Origin of the sequence: Bradyrhizobium sp. SZCCHNS30572, assembly GCF_032484415.1 — a bacterium.
Taxonomy (GTDB): domain Bacteria; phylum Pseudomonadota; class Alphaproteobacteria; order Rhizobiales; family Xanthobacteraceae; genus Bradyrhizobium.
The window spans coordinates 1-19314 of the sequence record NZ_JAUESY010000005.1; the positions used below are offsets into that span (position 1 = coordinate 1).

At 65.4% G+C, this 19314-nt stretch carries 22 protein-coding genes and 2 tRNA genes; 12 read left to right on the plus strand and 12 right to left on the minus strand.

Annotated features, from left to right (window positions below):
* Positions 1-229: 229 nt before the first annotated feature.
* Positions 230-315: transfer RNA gene (locus QX048_RS14200), tRNA-Tyr, on the minus strand.
* A 216-nt stretch (positions 316-531) separates the two neighbouring features.
* Between QX048_RS14200 and rlmB the strand changes: the two genes are divergently transcribed.
* Complete coding sequence (rlmB, locus tag QX048_RS14205) at positions 532-1362, plus strand: 23S rRNA (guanosine(2251)-2'-O)-methyltransferase RlmB (protein WP_315714637.1); 831 nt, start codon at positions 532-534, stop codon at positions 1360-1362.
* 57 nt (positions 1363-1419) lie between these two features.
* Here rlmB and QX048_RS14210 read toward each other — a convergent pair whose 3' ends face one another.
* A complete protein-coding gene (locus tag QX048_RS14210; protein WP_315749495.1) occupies positions 1420-1866 on the minus strand; it encodes a hypothetical protein in 447 nt (148 codons plus the stop codon).
* A 57-nt stretch (positions 1867-1923) separates the two neighbouring features.
* Positions 1924-2385 carry a hypothetical protein gene (locus tag QX048_RS14215; RefSeq protein ID WP_315714639.1) on the minus strand — a complete coding sequence of 154 codons (462 nt, stop codon included), beginning with the start codon at positions 2383-2385 and terminating at the stop codon, positions 1924-1926.
* Between the two features lie 363 nt (positions 2386-2748).
* Here QX048_RS14215 and QX048_RS14220 point away from each other — a divergent pair, with 363 nt between their 5' ends.
* Positions 2749-3249: a hypothetical protein gene (locus QX048_RS14220; RefSeq protein ID WP_315749493.1), complete on the plus strand. Its 501-nt coding sequence runs from the start codon at positions 2749-2751 to the stop codon at positions 3247-3249.
* Between the two features lie 189 nt (positions 3250-3438).
* Positions 3439-3513: transfer RNA gene (locus tag QX048_RS14225), tRNA-Thr, on the plus strand.
* Between the two features lie 53 nt (positions 3514-3566).
* Here the strand turns inward: QX048_RS14225 and QX048_RS14230 are convergent.
* The 3 genes from QX048_RS14230 to QX048_RS14240 form a co-directional block, all read right to left on the minus strand.
* Positions 3567-4163, minus strand: coding sequence for a DUF2147 domain-containing protein (locus tag QX048_RS14230; protein WP_315826202.1), 597 nt, complete (start codon positions 4161-4163; stop codon positions 3567-3569).
* 172 nt (positions 4164-4335) lie between these two features.
* Positions 4336-4977 carry a DUF3313 domain-containing protein gene (locus QX048_RS14235; RefSeq protein ID WP_315749489.1) on the minus strand — a complete coding sequence of 214 codons (642 nt, stop codon included), beginning with the start codon at positions 4975-4977 and terminating at the stop codon, positions 4336-4338.
* 249 nt (positions 4978-5226) lie between these two features.
* Positions 5227-5892, minus strand: a complete 666-nt coding sequence (locus QX048_RS14240) for a TetR/AcrR family transcriptional regulator (protein ID WP_315826203.1) — start codon at positions 5890-5892, stop codon at positions 5227-5229.
* A gap of 241 nt (positions 5893-6133) precedes the next feature.
* On the opposite strand from QX048_RS14240, the gene QX048_RS14245 reads away from it, so the two are divergent.
* A complete protein-coding gene (locus tag QX048_RS14245) occupies positions 6134-6646 on the plus strand; it encodes a hypothetical protein (protein WP_315826204.1) in 513 nt (170 codons plus the stop codon).
* A gap of 64 nt (positions 6647-6710) precedes the next feature.
* On the opposite strand, the gene QX048_RS14250 is transcribed toward QX048_RS14245, so the two are convergent.
* Complete coding sequence (locus tag QX048_RS14250) at positions 6711-6818, minus strand: hypothetical protein (protein ID WP_041750859.1); 108 nt, start codon at positions 6816-6818, stop codon at positions 6711-6713.
* A 180-nt stretch (positions 6819-6998) separates the two neighbouring features.
* On the opposite strand from QX048_RS14250, the gene QX048_RS14255 reads away from it, so the two are divergent.
* A complete protein-coding gene (locus tag QX048_RS14255) occupies positions 6999-7244 on the plus strand; it encodes a hypothetical protein (protein WP_315714645.1) in 246 nt (81 codons plus the stop codon).
* A gap of 247 nt (positions 7245-7491) precedes the next feature.
* Here the strand turns inward: QX048_RS14255 and QX048_RS14260 are convergent, their stop codons facing one another.
* The 4 genes from QX048_RS14260 to QX048_RS14275 all read right to left on the minus strand — a co-directional run bounded on the left by QX048_RS14260 (position 7492) and on the right by QX048_RS14275 (position 9913).
* Positions 7492-7731 carry a DUF6719 family protein gene (locus tag QX048_RS14260; RefSeq protein ID WP_315714646.1) on the minus strand — a complete coding sequence of 80 codons (240 nt, stop codon included), beginning with the start codon at positions 7729-7731 and terminating at the stop codon, positions 7492-7494.
* A gap of 220 nt (positions 7732-7951) precedes the next feature.
* Positions 7952-8665: a porin family protein gene (locus tag QX048_RS14265; RefSeq protein ID WP_315714647.1), complete on the minus strand. Its 714-nt coding sequence runs from the start codon at positions 8663-8665 to the stop codon at positions 7952-7954.
* A 298-nt stretch (positions 8666-8963) separates the two neighbouring features.
* Positions 8964-9395, minus strand: a complete 432-nt coding sequence (locus tag QX048_RS14270) for a hypothetical protein (protein ID WP_409998611.1) — start codon at positions 9393-9395, stop codon at positions 8964-8966.
* A gap of 176 nt (positions 9396-9571) precedes the next feature.
* Positions 9572-9913 carry a hypothetical protein gene (locus QX048_RS14275; protein WP_315749482.1) on the minus strand — a complete coding sequence of 114 codons (342 nt, stop codon included), beginning with the start codon at positions 9911-9913 and terminating at the stop codon, positions 9572-9574.
* 290 nt (positions 9914-10203) lie between these two features.
* Here QX048_RS14275 and QX048_RS14280 point away from each other — a divergent pair, with 290 nt between their 5' ends.
* Together QX048_RS14280 and QX048_RS14285 are read left to right on the plus strand one after the other, a co-directional pair.
* Positions 10204-10749: a tetratricopeptide repeat protein gene (locus QX048_RS14280; protein WP_315714649.1), complete on the plus strand. Its 546-nt coding sequence runs from the start codon at positions 10204-10206 to the stop codon at positions 10747-10749.
* A gap of 145 nt (positions 10750-10894) precedes the next feature.
* Positions 10895-12283, plus strand: a complete 1389-nt coding sequence (locus tag QX048_RS14285) for a serine hydrolase domain-containing protein (RefSeq protein WP_315826205.1) — start codon at positions 10895-10897, stop codon at positions 12281-12283.
* A 17-nt stretch (positions 12284-12300) separates the two neighbouring features.
* On the opposite strand, the gene QX048_RS14290 is transcribed toward QX048_RS14285, so the two are convergent.
* Positions 12301-13893, minus strand: coding sequence for a S10 family serine carboxypeptidase-like protein (locus QX048_RS14290; protein WP_316200539.1), 1593 nt, complete (start codon positions 13891-13893; stop codon positions 12301-12303).
* Between the two features lie 233 nt (positions 13894-14126).
* On the opposite strand from QX048_RS14290, the gene QX048_RS14295 reads away from it, so the two are divergent.
* The 5 genes from QX048_RS14295 (at position 14127) to QX048_RS14315 (ending at position 19295) form a co-directional block, all read left to right on the plus strand.
* Positions 14127-14810: a hypothetical protein gene (locus tag QX048_RS14295; protein WP_315714652.1), complete on the plus strand. Its 684-nt coding sequence runs from the start codon at positions 14127-14129 to the stop codon at positions 14808-14810.
* An 11-nt stretch (positions 14811-14821) separates the two neighbouring features.
* On the plus strand, positions 14822-16975 hold the full coding sequence (locus QX048_RS14300; protein WP_315714653.1) for an adenylate/guanylate cyclase domain-containing protein: 2154 nt from the start codon (positions 14822-14824) through the stop codon (positions 16973-16975).
* Between the two features lie 161 nt (positions 16976-17136).
* The gene (locus QX048_RS14305; protein WP_315714654.1) at positions 17137-17916 is read left to right on the plus strand and encodes an NAD kinase; all 780 of its coding nucleotides are present in this window, start codon (positions 17137-17139) and stop codon (positions 17914-17916) included.
* A 124-nt stretch (positions 17917-18040) separates the two neighbouring features.
* Positions 18041-18586 (plus strand): response regulator, encoded by a 546-nt coding sequence (locus QX048_RS14310; RefSeq protein WP_172107934.1) that lies wholly within the window; start codon positions 18041-18043, stop codon positions 18584-18586.
* A 124-nt stretch (positions 18587-18710) separates the two neighbouring features.
* Positions 18711-19295 carry an Hpt domain-containing protein gene (locus QX048_RS14315; RefSeq protein ID WP_315826209.1) on the plus strand — a complete coding sequence of 195 codons (585 nt, stop codon included), beginning with the start codon at positions 18711-18713 and terminating at the stop codon, positions 19293-19295.
* Positions 19296-19314: the final 19 nt, after the last annotated feature.

Consider the following 19314-nt stretch of genomic DNA (forward strand, 5'->3'; position numbering starts at 1 on the left):
TATCGCCAGCTGACAGGCCCGGCTCCAGCCGGCGAACGCGGTGGACCGCCAGCTACACCACGCTTGGGGACACGATCGGGATCGCGAACAACGAAGGATCCAATGAAGATCACGACCGGCCGGCAGACCCAGATGCGACCCATATATTTCGACGCATAGTCTGCAGGGAAGCAATGGCCAATGGGGTCCATTGTCCTCGAAAAATCTCGTGGAGCTGAGAGGCAGTGAATGGTGGGGGAGGCAGGACTCGAACCTGCGAAGCCATGAGGCGGCTGATTTACAGTCAGCTCCCTTTGCCACTCGGGACACTCCCCCGTATCGATGGCAATTCGGGCCGGCCGCGGAACAGCAGCGTCGGGACCATCAGCGCCATGGAGACGGTAAGACCGCGGGGCCCGAAGGAGCGGGCGCGCGCGGCCGGGGCCCTTATGATCGAACCCGGCCCTCGAAGTCAACCAAGGGACGACGAATTTTCCCGTCTCAGCGGTGCCAAATTGCCAGAATCCGCAGGCCGTGACAGAAGCTCGGGCCATGAGCGAACGCGACCGAAAGCCCCCTTTTCGCCGTCCGGGCGGTAAATTCTCCGGCAAACCGCGCGGATTCGAGCGCCCCCAGCCGTGGCGGGAGCGCGACCAGGACTCGGATGCGCCCGTCATTCTCTATGGCTGGCACACCGTGACCCTGGCGCTCGCCAATCCGAAGCGGCGGATTCGCAAGCTTTACCTGACCGAGAACGCCGCCAGGCGGCTTGCCGACGAGCGGATCGAGACGCGGGTGACGCCCGAGATCGTGCGCCCCAGCCAGATCGACCAGCGGCTCGGTCCGGACGCCGTGCACCAGGGCCTGTTGGCGGAGGCCGAGCCCCTGCCCTCGCCGGACATCGACACGCTCGCGGCCGAGGGACTGATCCTGGTGCTCGACCAGATCACCGACCCGCACAATGTCGGCGCGATCTTGCGCTCGGCAGCGGCGTTCGGCGTAAAGGCGATCGTGACCACCGCCCGCCACAGTCCGGAGGCCACCGGTGTACTGGCCAAGTCCGCATCGGGCGCCCTGGAGCTGGTGCCGATCATCACGGTGCAGAACCTCGCACGCGCGCTGACGCGGCTGAACGAGCGCGGCTTTCAGACGGTGGGGCTGGACAGCGCGGGCGAGGAGGACATCGCGGCGGTCGCCTTGCGCGAGCCGCTCGCACTGGTGCTGGGCGCCGAGGGCAAGGGCCTGCGGCAATTGACGCGCGAGACCTGCAGCGTCGTGGCGCGGCTCGACATGCCCGGCGCGATCAAGAGCCTCAACGTCTCCAATGCCGCCGTGCTCGCGCTCTATATCGGCGCGAGCCGGCTCGGCTTGATGTCAAAATGACGAAACGCCCGCGCGCATGAGGCGCACGGGCGTTGGCGCGAACGAACGTCCGTCTGATCAGTAATAGCGGCGCAGCACGCGCTGCCCGTGATAATAAGGCGAAGCGCCCCAGCGATAGGCGTGGCGGCGGTGATGATAGCTGTAGACCGGAAGCGCCTGCTCCTCATAGGCAGGATACGGCGCGAAGGCGCCAGGACCGCTGTAGGTCGGGCCCTGGTTGACATAGTAATACTGCCGGGTCGGCTCGGGCAGCCGCTCATAGCTCGCACCGCAGGCGCCGCAGCCATGGCCGTAGGTGTAGGTGTAGCCGGGCTGATAGAAATATTGCGGCCGATACGTCACCGTGGGCTGGTACGTCACGGTCGGCTGATAGGTGACCTGCGGCGCGCACGGCGCGGCGTAGCCGCACGGGCCGCAGGCGGTGGCGCCGCAGGCCGCGGCCGGCGCGCTGCCGGCGACGGCGAGGCCGGCAATGGCGACAAGTCCTGAAACTACTCCACGCATAACTCTCTCCTGTTGATCTGTTCTTGCTTGGTCTGGCTGTCGATGGTGAGTTGCTGGCTAGCGGCGGTAGGCCGGCGGCCGATTGGGATAGCCGCGAGGATCACCATCGGGCGGAGCCAGGATGACGGCAGGCGGATACATCGGCACCGCCGGCTCCGGCGGCTGCATCTGGGATTGGGCGCCCCACGAGCGGGAATAGCTCTCGGCCGGCTTCGGCAGCTTGCGATCGGCCGGCGGCTCGATCTCCATCCGGCCATAGCCGGGCCTTGCTCCGAGGGTTGGATAGTAATGGCCAACATATGGCTCGGGCTCGACCGGCCGGCCGCCATAGATCGTCGGCTGCATGTAGTTGCCCCTGCCAAGACCGTACTGGCCTTCGACGACGGCGTAGGACGCATCGATGCCGTTGATGACGACGGGCACGCCGGGCCGCTGCGGAATGACGATCTCGAAGCCTTCGCTGGCGAGCGCGGCGGAAGACGCTCCAATCAGAATCACAAGAGCCGTTGTAGTACGCATGAATTCACGCCCCGGTTGTCATCCTACCAATACCGCAACGCGCGCCCCGATGGGTTAAACGCGCACATCAATCTGCTGGTAAGACTAACGCGGGAGCCACCATTCCGGGTTAAAGCCCGGGTGGGGTTCGAGTGCGAGGGTTAATGGCTGATCATCAGCCGATGAGCGACAATATTGCCAGCATCAACCCCGCTGCCCTGTCCGCAAGACTAACAGCCTTCGGGTCGGAGCAAGCCGGACCGCAACCGCGGCTCCGGCCTCCGAAGGCACCGGGCCTCATGTCGTTCCAAAACATTCCCGTCGCGGCGGGAACGACGGGGCCGGCTTGCGCTTAGCAGGTGGGGCGCAACGATGGAGTATTCCATGACACGATTTGCTATTCTCGGGGCTGCGGTACTCGCAACGGCGCTCGCCGGCCCGGCCATGGCGCGCGACGTGCACCACCGGCATATGAACCACCAGCAGGAAGGAATGATGCAGCACCGGCACATGGCCCGCCAGGACGGGGCCATGATGCAGCAGCGCACCGATACCGGATGGAACAACAACGGCTGGGATCGCCGCAACAGCGATCGCCGCAACAGCGGCTTCTGGCCGGCTGACGTCGCCGCTGGAGCGGTCGGCACCGCTGCCGGCATCGCAGGCGCAGCCATCGGAACCGCCGGCGCCATCGCGACCGCGCCGTTCCGCACCGCGGATGCCTATGCGTACAGTCCCGGCCCCTCTTACGGCCAACCGAGCTATGATCGCGGCCCGAACGGCTATTATGGCGACTGGAACAGTTACGCGACCCGCAACGGCCTGGTCTGCCGCCCCGGCACCATGTTCAAGGGCAGCGACGGGCTGATGCACATCTGCCAGTAAAGATCGAGCCGGAGCGGCTTCGACGATCGGCTCCGACAGGGGCGGCCCAACGGCCGCCCTTTTTGCTGGGCTGATGGCAGAAGCGGCGCTCACGCGGGGAGTAGCCGGACTGCATCAACTCTGGTAGGAACACCGCGCTTCGCGAGACCTCGTCGCAAACTGACGACGAGATCTCCGCCACCAGCATTCGCCGGCTTAGCTCAGCGGTAGAGCAGCGGTTTTGTAAACCGAAGGTCGGGGGTTCAATCCCCTCAGCCGGCACCAGCTTCCGTGAAGTTGGGATTTGCTGCGGCAATGGCTGTCACCGGCTTTAGGCGTCAATTCGCCCTCGTCCTGACCGCGGGTTTGGCGATGCCGGTCGCCGACGGCGGCCTGGGCGCAGTCCACTCTGGATCCGGCAACGGCCCGCCGCCCTCGCCGGTCGCTCCGATGAGTTGGCCGGGCACCTGATCCGTGACCAGCACCCAGCCTTGCGTCGCGCAGAACAGCCCGAGCAGACAGCCCTTGACCGCCAGCATCTTCGGGCCCTCGCGCCAGATCGAGACGGCATAGGTCTTGCCGTCCTCGGCGTTGTAGACCTCGCCGCTGTGGCGGCCGTCGGCGTTCAGCTTCAGGCCGAGCAGCATCTGGTGGCCCAGCAGCAGACGGCCGCGCCTGGCCGGATCGGGATTCAGCCGGTCGCGGAACGGCTGCCCCTTGGCATCCGCCGTCTCCTTCATCCACACGATGTAGCCGCAGACGCGGTCGGCCATCGCGCCACAGCGCTCGACGCGGACGCGGGCGCGGCCGTCCTCGGTCAACCATGTGCCGAACGGATCGCCGACGGGAGCGGCGTGACCGCGGCCCTCCGCCATCGACAGCAGCAGGCCGACGACGATGCGTAAGCCGACGCGCAGAACGAATCTCAATGTCATGTCCAGGGACCTCACTGTCTCCATGGCCTCGAGCCACGCGCTCGTACGGCCGGGTTGACGTCGCCGCTGACTGCCCGAGATCTGGCCGTGCCCTCGATGCCAAAGCGCGCACACGAAGGCGCCCCGATGCGGGGCCATCTGCCCGCGCGACGCGATCGTTCGCACGGCCCGCTCACTGGAGCTGCGCGACCAGGGCCTCGGCGCCCTTGCCGATTCCGGCCTCGGCGGCCGCGAGCGCACCAACGCTGGCCTTGATGTCGTAGGGCGAGGGATATTGCTTGCTGACGAAGGCGCTCAGCAGTCGCCCGCTCGCGGCATCGAAGATCTCGGCCGCGTAGAATACCGAGCCGGTCAGCAGTCCCTCACCGTCGCGTGCACTCTGCACGCCGTTGTAGAAGGCTCCCGCGAGATCAAAGCGCGAGGCGGTGCCGAGCACCGGCGTGTTGGCGACGGCGCCGGTCAGGGTGAGCCGCACGCGCAGCGTATTCGGCCCCCGCTGATGGACGATCTGGAAGCGCGCCGAGAGACTTTCCAGGAAACGCCGCTGCATGTAGGCGGCGAGCGCAGCCTTGTCCCGGTCGGACATGTCGCCGAACTGATGATCCGCGCCGCGATAGATCACGACCGGATCGAGCGTCACCTTGTCGTAGCTGCGCCAGTCGGTGGCAGTCCCGTAGCGGTAAGGCACCCGGCCCGATGGATCGGATGTGTTGGGCGCCAGATAGCGCGCCGACGCCACCCCGGAATAGGCCACCGGCGTCACCGTGTTGCATCCGGCACAGAGGCTCGCGGCGATCGCCGCGAAGCCAGACATCGGAAATCGACTCCTCATCCCCTCCTCCACGATTGCGGCGCCGTTGCCAGCGCGTCCACATGGCCACCTCAATAAACCGACCAGACGGTTTGTAAATACGAAATCGAATGAAAAGAATTGTTCACACGTCGATGCGGTCGGCACGGGACCTCCAGGAGGCATCGGCGGACGGAAGTCGGACGGCAAGCCAGCCCGACTTCGCTCAGATCGAACCGTCCAATGATGGAGATGGCGCCGAGCTCGAGCGTGTCATCGCTCCCCGGTCGTCCCGACCTGCCGGAATGTGGTCCATTGTTGGTCGTCGAGCAGGCGGGCAAACAGACGGTCCAGATCCGGCTGCTCCAGCGGCGAGACGCGCAGCATCGTCATCAAGGCAAGCCCACGTGCCGCCGCCCATCGCAGGACCGCGAGATCAGCGTCATCGGCCTCGCCGCGGATCTCGGCTACTCTCTCGGCATCCTTGGCACGGGCATCGGCCAGCAATCCCGGCTCCTGGGCGAGCGCCCCGAGCATGGCCTGAGCCACCGAATATTGCTGGGCGATCAGCTCCCGCGAGATCGCAATCTGCGTCGCGAGTTCGGGCTGATCAGCCGCTTTGCCGGCTCCAGCCCTGTACCTGCTGGCGAATTCGTCGAAATGCAGGAATTGCTGTTCCAGCAGGGCCTTGAGCACCGCTTCCTTGTTGGGAAACTGGTGCATCAGGCCGCCCTTGCTCAGCCCGCTCTCGCGGGCGATGGCGTCGAGCGTCAGCCGCCCCGGACCATCGCGGGCGATGATGGTGAGGGCGGCGGTGAGCGCGGCCTTGCGCGACCGCTCGGAGCGTGAAGGGTTGTCCATCGAAGTCTGCGAAGTGCCCGGACGGTGCACGAAGGTTGCGAGCAGATGATGCCCCGAAGACCGGGGCGGCTCGGCCATAGGGGCGAGCCGCGCTCCTCTGTCAAGAAGAGCTCCGGAAAAACGCCGCTTAGGAACCATCTGTGCGGGATTGGATTTCCGGTATCGCCTTTCGCGGGTGGGGGACGAAACGAGTTCAGACTGTGGCAACATTGTTGTCACATCTCACCTAGAACTCCTGCTTATCCCCAGAAGTCACTGGTCTTCAACTTGATTTCGTCAGCCGCTTTTGTTGCAATTGAGGCATCGGGGGACAAGCGTCATGACGTGGAAGGAAGAGCGTGATGCGCTGATCGCGCAGACCATGGCCTTCGTGCAGTCTGTGACCGGCAAGCCGGCCGACTTCGCCCAGTTCGAGCTGCCTACCGTTCCGGTCGGCACCCCCATCACACCGCAGCAGGCCGTGGCCGATCGCCCGACGCACGCGGCTGTCGAGCACGTGATCGCGAACACCGTTGAAACCGAGGCACGTCGCGGCGGCAACGTGCAAGTCGCAATCCCCAATGCCGTGGGGGAGCCTGCAAGGCCGAGAGCGCCCGACGCCATTGCATCCGAGGCTTCGTTCGCCGCCCCGAGCCCGGTCCCTGCGGAGCGTTTCACCAGCATCGCCTCGCAGCTCGATCTCCAGCGCGACATGCAGGCGGAGATTCGCGCCCGCGTCGCGCGCTTCCGGGCCCATCAGGAGCGCTTCAATCGGGAGCGTCAGGAATATTTCAGCGCGACACTCGCGCGCCTGAAAGCATCGGCCGGACGGAGCGCCCTCCCTGAGGACTAAAGGCGACCGCGCTGAGGATCTATGGCCGAGGGTACACAAACATATCCGCAATCGCCGCGCCGGCTCACAGCCAGGCGCACAGCAGCGCCACATTGGCGACGAAGGCGAGCAGCAGCCCAAAGGCGAGCGTCAGCTGGATCCGCCCGCAGAAGATGTGGAGATCGGTTCCCATGGGCTTAACCATCTGGCGATTCTAGCCCCGGAGTCCCACGGATTCTTTTTTCAAAAATTTAGGACTCGTTTACGACTCGGCCGCCCGAAAAGGCCCCTTTCCTGCCCCAGGCGCGCCAGTGTCTCGCTGCACGTGCCGTTCATTCTCGGTTCATCCTTCGCTTCTCTGGAGCTGTTTGGAATGCCCTACGCGCTGTTTTGCAACGACGCCAAGTTGAGCAAGGCCTATCCGACCGAGGGGGATGTCTGGCGGCTGGCGCGGCAGAGCGGGCTGGTGGTGGACGTGATGATCAATGCGCGATCGACTGCGCATCTGCAGCTCGACAATGATTACGAGATCCGGCCTTGCGCCGCCGAGCCCGAGGAAGATCCCTGGCAGAACCGTGCCGAAGCCGAGCAGGAGTTCAACATCCCGTTCGCATCCTGAGCGGCTGCGGCGGAAGCGCGCCGCGGGTGATACTTCTCTGGTGATACTTATAGACTCTAGTCTCTGTGCGCTGCTGTCCCCGAGCCTCGGCGTGCCTGGACGGAAGCCGCCGGCAGAAGACATTCACGTCTTCATGCCAGTCCGGTCCCGCGGACGACTTGCCTTCATCAAGGATTTTTCGACAGACAGACCCGCGATCAGCGGGCAGCCGGAGCTGCCCGCTGGAAGGTCGCCATGAAGCCCGTTCTCAGGGCGTCGCCGTCGCCAGCGATGCCGTTTCGGCCGGAAGGGCGACACAGGCACGCTTGCGGCTGACACCGCGGATCGCACCGGTCACCTTCAGCACCTTGCCCGACGGGCAGGACGCGGTTTGCACCAGCGCCACCTCGTAGGGAGCCAGCATCAACGGTTCGGTCTTCAGAACGGTCTGGGCGGAGCACGGCAAAACAGCCGCCGACAACAACAGCACGGACACCAAGATACGCATGTGGGATGATCCATCAAACCGGCGCACCGATAATATCAACTGATGGCGAAAGTTTCACGAAGGTTTGAAAATTTTTTCGCACTGCGTGAGCGATCCCGAAACCATCGCCAGCCAACCACCGGACAGCAACACGCCCGCACCAGACGGCGCGGGCGTGTTGGAATTGAGGCGTGATCCGCTTCCAGCCGAACGCCGCCGGCCGCGGGCTCGGCGATCTCGCTTAGTACTTGCTGGCGGCTGGTCCGCCCCAGCCGAAGCGGTAATTCACGCCGACCTTGACCGTATGCTCGTCGCTGTTGAAGCGGCTGCCCACAACCGGAGCCGGCCCACCCGTGAAGGTCGTATTGCCGAAATTGTAGTACTGGTATTCAGCCTTGGCCGACCAGTTCGGCGCGAACATGTATTCGAGGCCGGCGCCGACGGTGTAGCCGTCCTTGGTATTGCCGGACGTGCTGAAGCCCGTCGGCACGCCGGCGACGCTCACCCCGAGATTGTTGCCGTCCCGCCAGGCATAACCGCCCTTGGCATAGAGCAACGCCGGTCCCCAGGTGTAGCCGAGACGGCCGGTGACCGAGCCGAGCTGGTTGGCGCCGGTCGAGGTCACGACCGCAGCCCCCGGGAAGCCGAAATTGGTCGTATTGCGATCCATCCAGCTGTACTGGGCTTCGATGCCGAGCACCCAGTTCGGGGCGAACTGGTAGTCGAAGCCGCCCTGCACGCCGCCCAGGAAGCGGCCGTTGTTGCCTTCCAGGCTGTTATTGCCCGCGAAGGCGCCGCCGAGGTGACCACCGAGATAGAAGCCGGTCCAGTTGTAGATCGCCTGAGGCGGCGTGTAGACCGGCGCCTTGGTGTAGGTGCGCGGAGGCATATCGGCGGCGAAAGCCGGGGCAGCCAATGTGGTCAAAGCCACTGCACTGAACAAAAACCGCTTCATGGGACGTCCCCGTTATTCGTTTGCGACATCTATCGAACATCATGGCCGCATTTGGGTTGCCCGGTGGCGGTGACGCAGCTGTGATTGCCGCTGCGGTGTCACCAGAGGGCACAAAGGCCTTTTGTTCCATAGGCTTCCCGAATATTTCGTGAAGCTGACGCCTCGCCCGATATTTGGTCGCCGCGAGGCGACAAAGCGTTCGGTCCATCCCTGATTTGTGATCGGGCAAGCGGCTTGGCAAGGCGCTGCGACGACGTGGCAATCCTTCGAAAACGCCGGGACCTGAAAACGCCGCGGTCTAGCGCGTGAGGCCCGCCAGCTCCGGGAATGGCGCGTAAGTCGACCCGGCACAGAGCTCGCCGGCATCCTCGACCAGACGGTCGAACCGGCCGTCGACGAACACCGCCGCGCGCTCCTGCGCCGGACGGTAGCTGCCGTCGGACTCGCGCGCCGCATAACGGAGGCAGCTCACATAGCGCAGCCGGCCACCGACCGTCCGTTGCACCGGCTCCGCCATGACGCCGTCGCGCACCCCGACCGGATTGTTCAGGTAGGTCCTGAGATAGGACAGGATCTCGCTGCGGTGGTTGGCTGGAAACGGCTGGCTGCCGACACCACGATCGCCGGTGTAGGAGATGCCGCGATTGTCCTCGCTCATGAACGCGGCGGGACCTCCGCTGGCGCACCCCGCCAACAGCAGCGCCAGCGCGGTTGCTGGCCACCAGCTCATTCTCCCCATCCCCAGGCGCCCAACTCTTGAAAGCCAATCCCGCGGCCGTTCTAGCTCAAAGCCAGAGGCCGGGAAATCCGTCCCGGCTCACGCCTTCGTCAAGCCGCTGCCGCCGGAGCGCTCTGGCGCGCTCCGGCGGTCAACGACCAGATCGGCTCTGCGTGGCCTTGGCCGGATCAGCCGCGGCGGGTCGCCGGCGTCACGCGCTTGAAGCTCACCTTGTTGTGATGGCTGAGATGCGCCACGTGGCGATGCTTGTGGCGGACAAGCGAGGCATGCGGCTTGGTCTTCGTCTTGCCGACGGTGGGCTTCATCTCGTTCGCCTTGTCGCCGGCCTGCGTCGCGCCCGGCTTGGTGGCGTTGGTCTTGGCCGCATCGGTCTTGCTCACATCGGTCTTCGCGGTGCCAGTGGTCTGGCTGGACTTCGCGGACGTATCGGTTTTTGCAGCACCAGCAGCGAATGCGGGCGCAGTCAGGATCGACGCGGCGAGCAGCGCAACAGACATTGACTTCAGCATGGTCGTCTCCGTGATGTGAAGATCTGGAGGCACCATCCAGTCTGGATGGGCTCGTGATCATGGAGACGACGATAGGGAACCGGCACTGAACCCACCCTGAAGTAAAGCGCTGTTTTCGGTTCATGGACATGAAGGGATAGTCATCGAGGTGACTGGTCTGTCATCATGTCGTCCGTATAATGCACCGATCGCGGCGCAAAATCCGCGCAAATGGCCGGGAATATTTCGCAGCTGCGGGAGTTCTTCCCCGTACGCAGTCACCTGTTGGATCGACAACTCGGGAGATACGAATGAAAAAGTCTGCGCTCAGGATTGCCACGCTGGCTCTGTTCTCGATGGCCGTGGCCTCCGGGCCGCTGCTTCTGTCGAAGGCCTATGCCGCGGGCAGCGATACCCCGTCGTCGCCGCCGGCGTCGGATTCGGGCAAGAAGAAGAAGGACAAGAGCTCGAGCATCGAAGATCCGAAGTTCCTGGCGGCCTATCGCACGGCCTATACCTCGATCTATGATCGCGGCGACTACGCCACCGCGATCCAGCAGCTCAAGGCGCTGAACCGCGAGGACGTCGCCGACGTTGCCAATCTGATCGGCTACTCCTATCGCAAGCTCGGCAACTACCAGGCCTCCAAGCAGTACTACGAGCAGGCCCTGGCGGATGATCCGAACCACGTGCGCACCTGGCAGTACTACGGCCTGTGGCAGCTCGAACAGGGCAACCGCGAGCAGGCCAAGTACCACCTCGACAAGGTCGCGCAGCTCGCCGGCACCAACAGCCCCGAATATCGCTCGCTGGCCGACGCGCTCGAGAAGCAGCCGGGCACCGGCCTCGTCTACTGACGACGCGATCGGACCAGCTCCGATCTCGACAGTGGCGCAACCCGAAAGGGTTGCGCCATTTTCGTTTGTCCGCTGTCGTTGATCCGTTATGGATGAAACCTCGTGCAGACCATTTTCATCAGATTTTTGAATGGGAGATTGCCTCGTGGAGTCCTGGCTTGGCGCAGCACTCGATTACATCAGGGATTGGCTGGCCTTTCAGGTCGCGGTCTCCGAGCAACCCGGCTGCATTATTGCGATCGCCCATCGCGGTGAGATCGTCCTGGAGGCGGCCTTCGGGCACGCCAATCTCGACAGCGGCGAGAAGCTGACGCCGCGGCACCGCTTCCGCATCGCTTCGCACACCAAGGCGTTCACCGCCGCCGCCATCATGCGCCTGCGCGAGCAGAAGCGGTTGAAGCTCGACGACACCGTCGGACAGTACGTCAAGGATCTGCATCCGGATGTCGCCGCGGCCACACTGAACCAGCTGCTGTCGCACACGGCAGGCCTGATCCGTGACGGCAAGGATTCCGGCCAGTTCACGGATGGCCGGTCCTATCTCGACAAGGACGAACTGCTGGCCGAGCTGAAGCAGCCGCCGGCGATCGATCCCAACAGCCGGTTCAAATATTCCAACCATGGCTACGGACTGCTCGGCCTGGTCATCGAGGCGATCACCGGCGAGCCCTACCCGGCCTGGCTGCAGCGCGAGATCATGACGCCGCTGGCCTTGCGAGAAAGCGCGCCCGACATGACGCTGCTCGGCAAGAGTGTCCCATTCGCGCGCGGCCATTCACGCGTCGTCCCCGTGGGCCGCCGCGTCGTGATTCCCGGCGACAATCCGACCAACGCGATCATGCCGGCAGCGGGCATCGTCGCGACCGCGGCCGACACCGCCCGCTTCTTCGCCCAGCTTGCCCCGAACGCGAAGAAGAGCCTGCTGTCGGTCGCGAGCCGGCGCGAGATGGTGCGCCGGCAATGGCGCGTGCCCCAGGACGTCGAAGAGGCCTATTACGGCCTGGCGCTCATGAGCGGGACAACGGCCGGCTTCGACTGGTTCGGCCATGGCGGCGGCTTCCAGGGCTACATCTCGCGGACGTCGGTCATTCCCGCCCGCGACATCACGATCACCGTGCTGACCAATGCCGTCGACGGCTGGGCACCCGGCTGGGCCAATGGCGTCAAGTTCATCCTGCAGGCCTTCGCCACCCACGGCGCGCCGTCGCGCAAGACGCGCGACTGGACCGGCCGCTGGTGGACGCTGTGGGGCGCCGTCGATCTCGTCCCGTTTGGTGACAAGGTCATGGTCGCCAATCCGGTATTCATCAACCCGTTCCTCGATGCCGCCCGCATCGAGGTGACCGGACGCGACACCGGGCGCATCGTGCACGCGGCCGGCTATGCCAGCCATGGTGAGGCGGTGCGGCGCGTGCGCACCAAGTCCGGCGTCAGCGAGATCTGGCTCGCCGGCGCACGGGTGCGGCCGGAGCGCGTGGTGAAGGCCGAGATGGAGCGGAAATATCCCAAGGGCCGGCGCAAGAAAGACTCATAGCCCGGGTGTCGCTGCATTCATCGGGCCTCCTCCCTGCCCTCCTTCATCAACGCCTCGGCCTCGCCGCGGAAGGCTTTGCGCGCATCGTCGCGGGAATAGAACATGTGGCCGCCCGGATAGACCACGAGCTTGACCCGCGGCGGCCGCGCGAAGGCCGGCAATTGGTCGAGCAGGATCTTCGAGCCGTAATATGGCGTGGCGAGATCGAACAGGCCGTGGCCGACCAGGAGTTTGAGCTTGGGATCGAGCGCGAGAATCTGCCGGAGCTCGCCGGTGGACTCCGGCGGGTTGGTGCCCTTTCCGAAATCCCATGACCGGTTCACCGCCCCGCTCAACAGCTCATAGGAGCCGTCGGGGTGCCAGTTCAGCTTGCGTGTCGTCAGCTCGACCGCGGCGCTGGTCAACGGCGCGGTGAGCACGTCCCCGGATGGATCGGAGCTGCGCGAGTGGCTCGAATCCGGATAGGGATCGATGCCCAGCACCGAGCCGTCATAGCGCCCGGTGATGCGGCCGTTCTTGCGGTCGAACTCACGGCGAAATTCCGAGACGTCGAAGCGGCCGGCCAGCCTGCGGCTGACCACCTGGTCGATGCCGGTCAGGGTCGCGACCCTGTCGGCGAGCCGATTGGTGGCTTCCGTATCGGCCTCGCCCTTGACGAGATCGAGCAGGAAGTCGCCGCTGGCGTAACGCTCGACATCGGCAAGATCGGCGCGGGTCACCGGCCCCTTCATCTGCTTCGCGACGGCCGCATAGCTCGGCAGGCTCGCGACATATTGCATCAGGCTCGAGCCGGAATAGTCGCGAAAGTCCATCAGCGGCGACAGCAGGATCAGGCCGCTGATGCCGATGCCCTGGTCATGCTGCAGGTTGTTGACGATCTTCGGACCGCGAATGCCGCCATAGCTCTCGGCCGTGATGAATTTGGGCGATGCGAGACGGTCGTGCTTCTCCAGCCAGCGACGCACCACGAGCGACAGCGAACGCACGTCGCCGTCGACCGAGAAGAACCGTTTGCGCACCTCGTCGCCGGTTGCGACGAAACGGCTGTAGCCGGTCCCGACGGGATCGATGAACACCAGATCGGTAAAGTCGAGCCAGGTGTCTGCATTCGGCATCAGCTCCAGCTTCGACGACGGCGTCACGCTGGCCGCATCGATTCCGATCCGCCACGGACCGGCATTGCCGAGCTGCAGATAGGCGGACGAGGCACCCGGCCCGCCGTTGAAGAAGAAGGTCACCGGGCGGCTGGCGCGGTCGGCGCCATCGAGCTGATACGAAGTGTAGGCGATGTCGGCCTGCGGCTCGCTCTTGTCGTCGAACAGGCGGACCGAACCGGCAGTCGCCGTGAACGACAGCGTGCGGCCGGGCAGTTCGAGCTTCTGTGTCGTGGTAGAGTCCGGCGGCAGCTTGTGCTGCTCGGCGGTCGATGCTGAGCCGGGCGGGCTCGCGGCGCGATTTCCGGCCGAGCCGGTGCGATGCGAGCCCGGCGCTGCGGCGTCGTGCGCCGCCGGTGGCGCATCCTCGGCGTGCAGGGCCGGGCCGGCGAGCAGTGCCGTCAAGGCCAAAGCCATCAGTCTCGGCCACGCGACGGATGATCTCATCCCTGCCATCAGCTCACTCCCCTAGGCGCTTGGCGCAACACGCCACCTCTGCAAGGGCATGAACCGCGGCTTGGAGGCAAGCTCAAGCAACTCTTCCGTGATCCAAGTCACATCCGCACCAGTGCCTGTTCCCCTCAGGTGTGTTATGGGCTCGAACCTCTCCATCGCCTCCGACGTCCCATCACTGGGACACCCAGGTTTGGGGCAAGAGGCCGCCGCCGATTGCGATCACGGAGTTCATCATGAAGTTGCCGACGCTCATCATCGCAGCCCTCTCCGGGCTCGCCGGACCGGCCGTGATCGGATCGCCGGCAGCCTGGGCCGGTCCGCCGGCGGCGCTGGTCGAGGACGTCCAGGGTGATGTGGCCGGCGCCGAGCTGATGGACTATGTCGCGCCCGGCCAGGTGATCAAGCTCGGCCCGGATGGCGCCGTGGTGATGAGCTACCTCAAATCGTGCCGGCGCGAGACGGTCAACGGCGCCGGCAGTGTCACCGTCGGCCCCGGCGAAAGCACGGTCGACGGCGCGACGCTCAAGAGCGACATCGTCAATTGCGACGCCAGCCATGCACAGGCCACCTCGCGCGAGACCAGCGAGGTCGCGGCGACGATCGTGCGCAGCGTCGGACCGGACAGCGCGCCGGTGGCGCAGGCGATCATCTACAGCGCGTCGCCCATCTTCGAGGCCAAAGGGCGCGGCACGCTGACCGTCGAACGCCTCGACCAGCCCGGCGAGCGCCAGCAGGTCGAGCTCTCGGGCCGGCAATACAAGGGACGATTCTACGATTTCGCCGGCACCAGTCACCCGCTCACGCCCGGCGGCACCTATGTCGCGAGCTTCAGCAACTTGCGCATCGTGTTCAAGGTCGATGCACAGGCCAAGGCAGGCCCCGGCCCTGCGGTCGGGCGATTGATCCGGTTCAACTGAGCCGAAAGCTCTTGTCGGTGGCGATCGGACGCCGGACGCGCGACGCGCTTGCCGTCATCGCCATCGCGCTGGCGTGCGCGGGCCTGTTCGTGTCGCCCCTCTTCGAGCGCGGCCGCGGCCTGTCGCTGGATGCACTGACATGGCTGCGCTTCGAGACCTTCGGCAACCGTCACGATGCAGCAGCGAGTCCGGCGGTGGTGATCGCGGTCGACGAGGAGAGCTACCAGGCGCCCCCCTTCAAGGGCGCGCCGCTGTTGACCTGGACCGGCGAGATCGGGCGCGTGCTGACGGCCGTCCTCGACGGCGGCGCCAAGGTGGTCGGCTTCGACATCGTGTTCCAGACTTCGATCGAGCAGTCGGAGATTCCGCTCGGCGACAGCACTCTCGGCGAGAAGACGCGCGGCTTCGATCGCGACTTCCTGCGTGCGCTCGCGGCCGCGGCCGCCGGCGGCAAGGTGGTGCTGGGCGAGATCTTTGCCGAGCCGCCGATCCTGCCCGCGCCCGGACAGCGCATCGCGGTGCGCCAGCAGCAGAACCTTCGTCCGCTCAACACCTATACCGACAGCGACGATGTCGTCCGCCGCCATCCGCTGACGCTGTCGGTCGACGGCAAGGCCGTTCCGAGCATGGCGCTGGAATTGGCGGGGCGCGCAACCAGCACCGCGCCGGTCATTGCCGCCGATGGCGTCACACTCGGTGCGTACAAGGTGCCCGGCAGCGTGCCGAGCACCATGACCCTGAATTTCGCCGGCGGCGCGCAGGACATTCCAACCTATTCGTTTGCCGACTTGCGCGCCTGCGCGCTCAAGGGCGACAAGGACTATTTTCGCCGCGAGTTCGCCGGCAAGGTCGTCCTACTCGGCACCGTCGGGATCGAGGATCGGCGGCTCACCTCGAAGCGCTTCGCAACCCGCGCCGAGGGCGCGCGGCGGCCGCGCTGCGTTCTGGACGAGCGCAGGATCTCCGAGACGTTCGCCCGCAGCACCATTGCCGGCGTCTACATCCACGCCACGGCGGTGAACAATCTGGTTCGGCACGACGCGATCACCGAGCTCGGACGCCCAGCGATCTTCGCCATCGCCGCAACCATCGCCCTGCTGGCTGCGCTGCTCGCCCGATTGCTGCGCCCCGCCTCTGCAGCGGCAATCCTGGCAGGGCTCGCGCTGCTCTATACCGCGCTCGCCACCATCCTCTTCGACCATTCTTACGGGCTGCCCTTGACGGAGCCGCTCGCAGCCGGCGTGCTCGCGCTGGCTGCGACCACCGGCTATCGTTTCATGGTCACCGACAAGGACCGCAGGCTGCTGCAGAAGAGCTTTGCCTATTACCTCGCACCGCACGAGATCGACCGCATGCTCGCCTCGCGCCGGCTGCCGCAGCTCGGCGGCGAGACCCGCGAGGTCACCGTGTTCTTCTCCGACATCGAGGGCTTCTCGCGCCTCGCCGAGCAGATGACGCCGGAGCAGCTCATGGCGCTCACCAACGAATATCTCTCGGCCATGACCGACGTCATCGAAAGCCACGACGGCTATGTCGACAAATACATCGGCGACTCCGTGGTCGCCGTGTTCGGCGCTCCGCTCGACGATCCCGACCATGCGCGCAGCGCGGCGCGTGCGGCGCTCGACTGCAAGGCGAAGCTCGCCGAGCTCAACCATTCGTCGACGGCGTTCCAGGGCATCAAGGTGGCACAGCGCATCGGCATCAACAGCGGCGCCGCGCTGGTCGGCAATTTCGGTTCGCAACGCCGCTTCAACTACTCCGTCATGAGCGACGCCGTGAACGTGGCCTCGCGGCTGGAGGGCGCCAACAAATTCTACGGCACCACGATCATCGCCTCCGAGAGCACGGTGGCGCTCGCCGGCACCGAGTTTGCCTGGCGCGAGCTCGACACCATCCGGGTCAAGGGCCGCGAGCAGTCACTGAATATCTACGAGCTGCATGGCCGCGCAGCCGAGCTCACGCCGGAGGAACAGGCCCTCCTCACCAGCTATGCCACAGGCCTTGCGCACTGGCGCGCCGGCGAGCTGCCGCAAGCGGTCGACCGCTTCGCGCAAAGCGCACTGAGCGATCGGCCAAGCCACTTCTTCGCCGAACGCGTGAAAGCAAGCTTGGCGACCGGATCCCTGGCCTGGGACCCAGTGCGCAGCCTGCAGGAAAAATGACGCCACGATGACTTCCGTGCGTGCGCGCACGTCCGGGCCATATCAGCCTCATCCCGGCCCCATTGCCCCAGGATACCGGCCGCGATGGACAAGCACGGGCAAGGTCGGCTAGACGACACGGCGCCTGTCACCGGCCAACCGACCAGCGAGCCCTGCGACGCATGACCACGTCCAAGCGATATGAGCGGATCGCCTTCGTCGCGAGTCCGAGTGCCGAAGCCCAGGCCGCACTGACGCAGCTCTCCGCGCTGTACGGCAACTCCGATCCGGACCTAGCGGACGTCGTGGTCGCGCTCGGCGGCGATGGCCTAATGCTGCAGACGCTGCACGACCACATGCGCTCGGGCAAGCCGATCTACGGCATGCATCGCGGCACGGTCGGCTTCCTGATGAACGAGTTCAGCACGATCGATCTGCACGGACGGCTCGAAGCGGCCCAGGAATCGGTGATCCATCCGCTGCTGATGCGGGCGACCGATGCCGCGGGCGTCGTTCACATCCACCACGCCATCAACGAAGTCTACCTGTTCCGCCAGACGGCACAGACGGCGCGGCTGCGCATCCTGATCGATGAGCGCGAGCGCATGCCGGAGCTGATCGCCGACGGCGTGCTCGTCGCCACGCCCGCAGGCTCCACCGCCTATAACCTCTCGGTGCAGGGCCCGATCCTGCCGATCAACGCCGCGCTGCTGGCGCTGACGCCGATCAGCGCGTTCCGGCCGCGTCGCTGGCGCGGCGCCCTGCTGCCAAACACGGCCTATGTGATCATCGAGGTGCTCGAAGGCGACAAGCGGCCGGTCGCGGCGGTGGCCGACCATGACGAGGTCCGCAACGTCCAGCGGGTCGAGGTGCTCTCCGACAAGACGATCTCGATGCGGATGCTGTTCGACGCCGGCCACAGCCTGGAAGAGCGGATCCTGAGCGAGCAGTTCGGCTACTGACATCGGGCGGTTTTCCGCGCCTTTTTGCTCCGTGGCCGCCCCGCGCAACGCTTTGTTAACCCGCGGCTCCGTATGGTTAATGCGGGTATACCGCCATCACCGGTGATCCCTTCGGGCCGGCCAAATGTACCGCATCGACTTCAACAAGCTGCGCTTTCTCGTCTGCGACGACAATCCGCACATGCGCCGCATCCTGCGCACGCTGCTGCATTCGTTCGGCGCCCGCGAGGTCAACGAGGCCGAGGACGGCGCGACCGCGCTCGAGATGTACACTCATTTCTCCCCCGACATCGTCATCACCGACTGGGCAATGCCGATCTTCGACGGCCTCGAGCTCGCGCAGATGATCCGGCAGCCGGAAGCCAAGGGCAATCCCTACGCGCCGATCATCATGCTGACGGGACATTCGGAGAAGCGCCGCGTCACCGTCGCGCGCGACGCCGGCGTCACGGAATTCCTCGCCAAGCCGATCTCGGCCAAGGGCCTGTATCAGCGCATCCTCAACGTGGTCGCCAATCCGCGGCCCTTCATCAAGACCAAGACCTATTTCGGCCCGGACCGGCGCCGCAACACCAACACGGCCTATATCGGGCCGGAGCGCCGGATCGGCGGCGAGGCGGAGATCTTCCAGCAGCCGTCACTTCTGGATAAGGCGCGCTCCGCAGTTTAGGGGCGCGGCAGTGAGCCCGCGTTAACGCAATCCGGGGATCGGCGCCCAGAGCGCCAAGGTCCTCGGCTATGAATCGGGGAAGTGAGTCGATTTGCGTTGGTCGGCATCATCAGGGGATATCGAGATGGCGAAAGACAAGGCCCCGGCGGTCCAGGTCAAGACCTACGCCTCGCATCACGTCATCACCCAGCCCAATCCGCTGAAGAAGGTGCTGCGCCGCGCCGAGGAGAAGGATCTCGACGATCCGATCGCACGCGCGGAAGCCGCGCTGGCCGGACTGTCCGGCGAGTTCAAATCGTGGATGGACACCGAGGCCGATCGTCTGACCAAGGCCTATGCAGCAGTGCTCAAGACCGGCTTCGACGACGACGCCTGCGAGGAGATGTTTCGCGCCGCCCACGACATCAAGGGCGACGCAGCGACCTTCGGCTATCCCGCCGCTGCCGAGGTTGCCGATAGCCTGTGCCGGATCATCGAGCACGCGCCCGACCTCGAAAAGGTCCCCGCCGAGCTGTTCGAGCATCACGTCAACGCCATCCAGGCGATCGTGCATGATCATACGAAGTATGACAGCGCGACGGTCGCAGGCGAATTGAGCCGCCGGCTGCGCCGCGTGGCGGACGACTATCTGATCCAGGTCAACCGCAACCGGCCTGAGCATCTCGAAGCGATCCTGGCGCCGAGCCTCGTGCCGAGCGATCAGCCATAGGCCGGCTGGCCGCTCACTA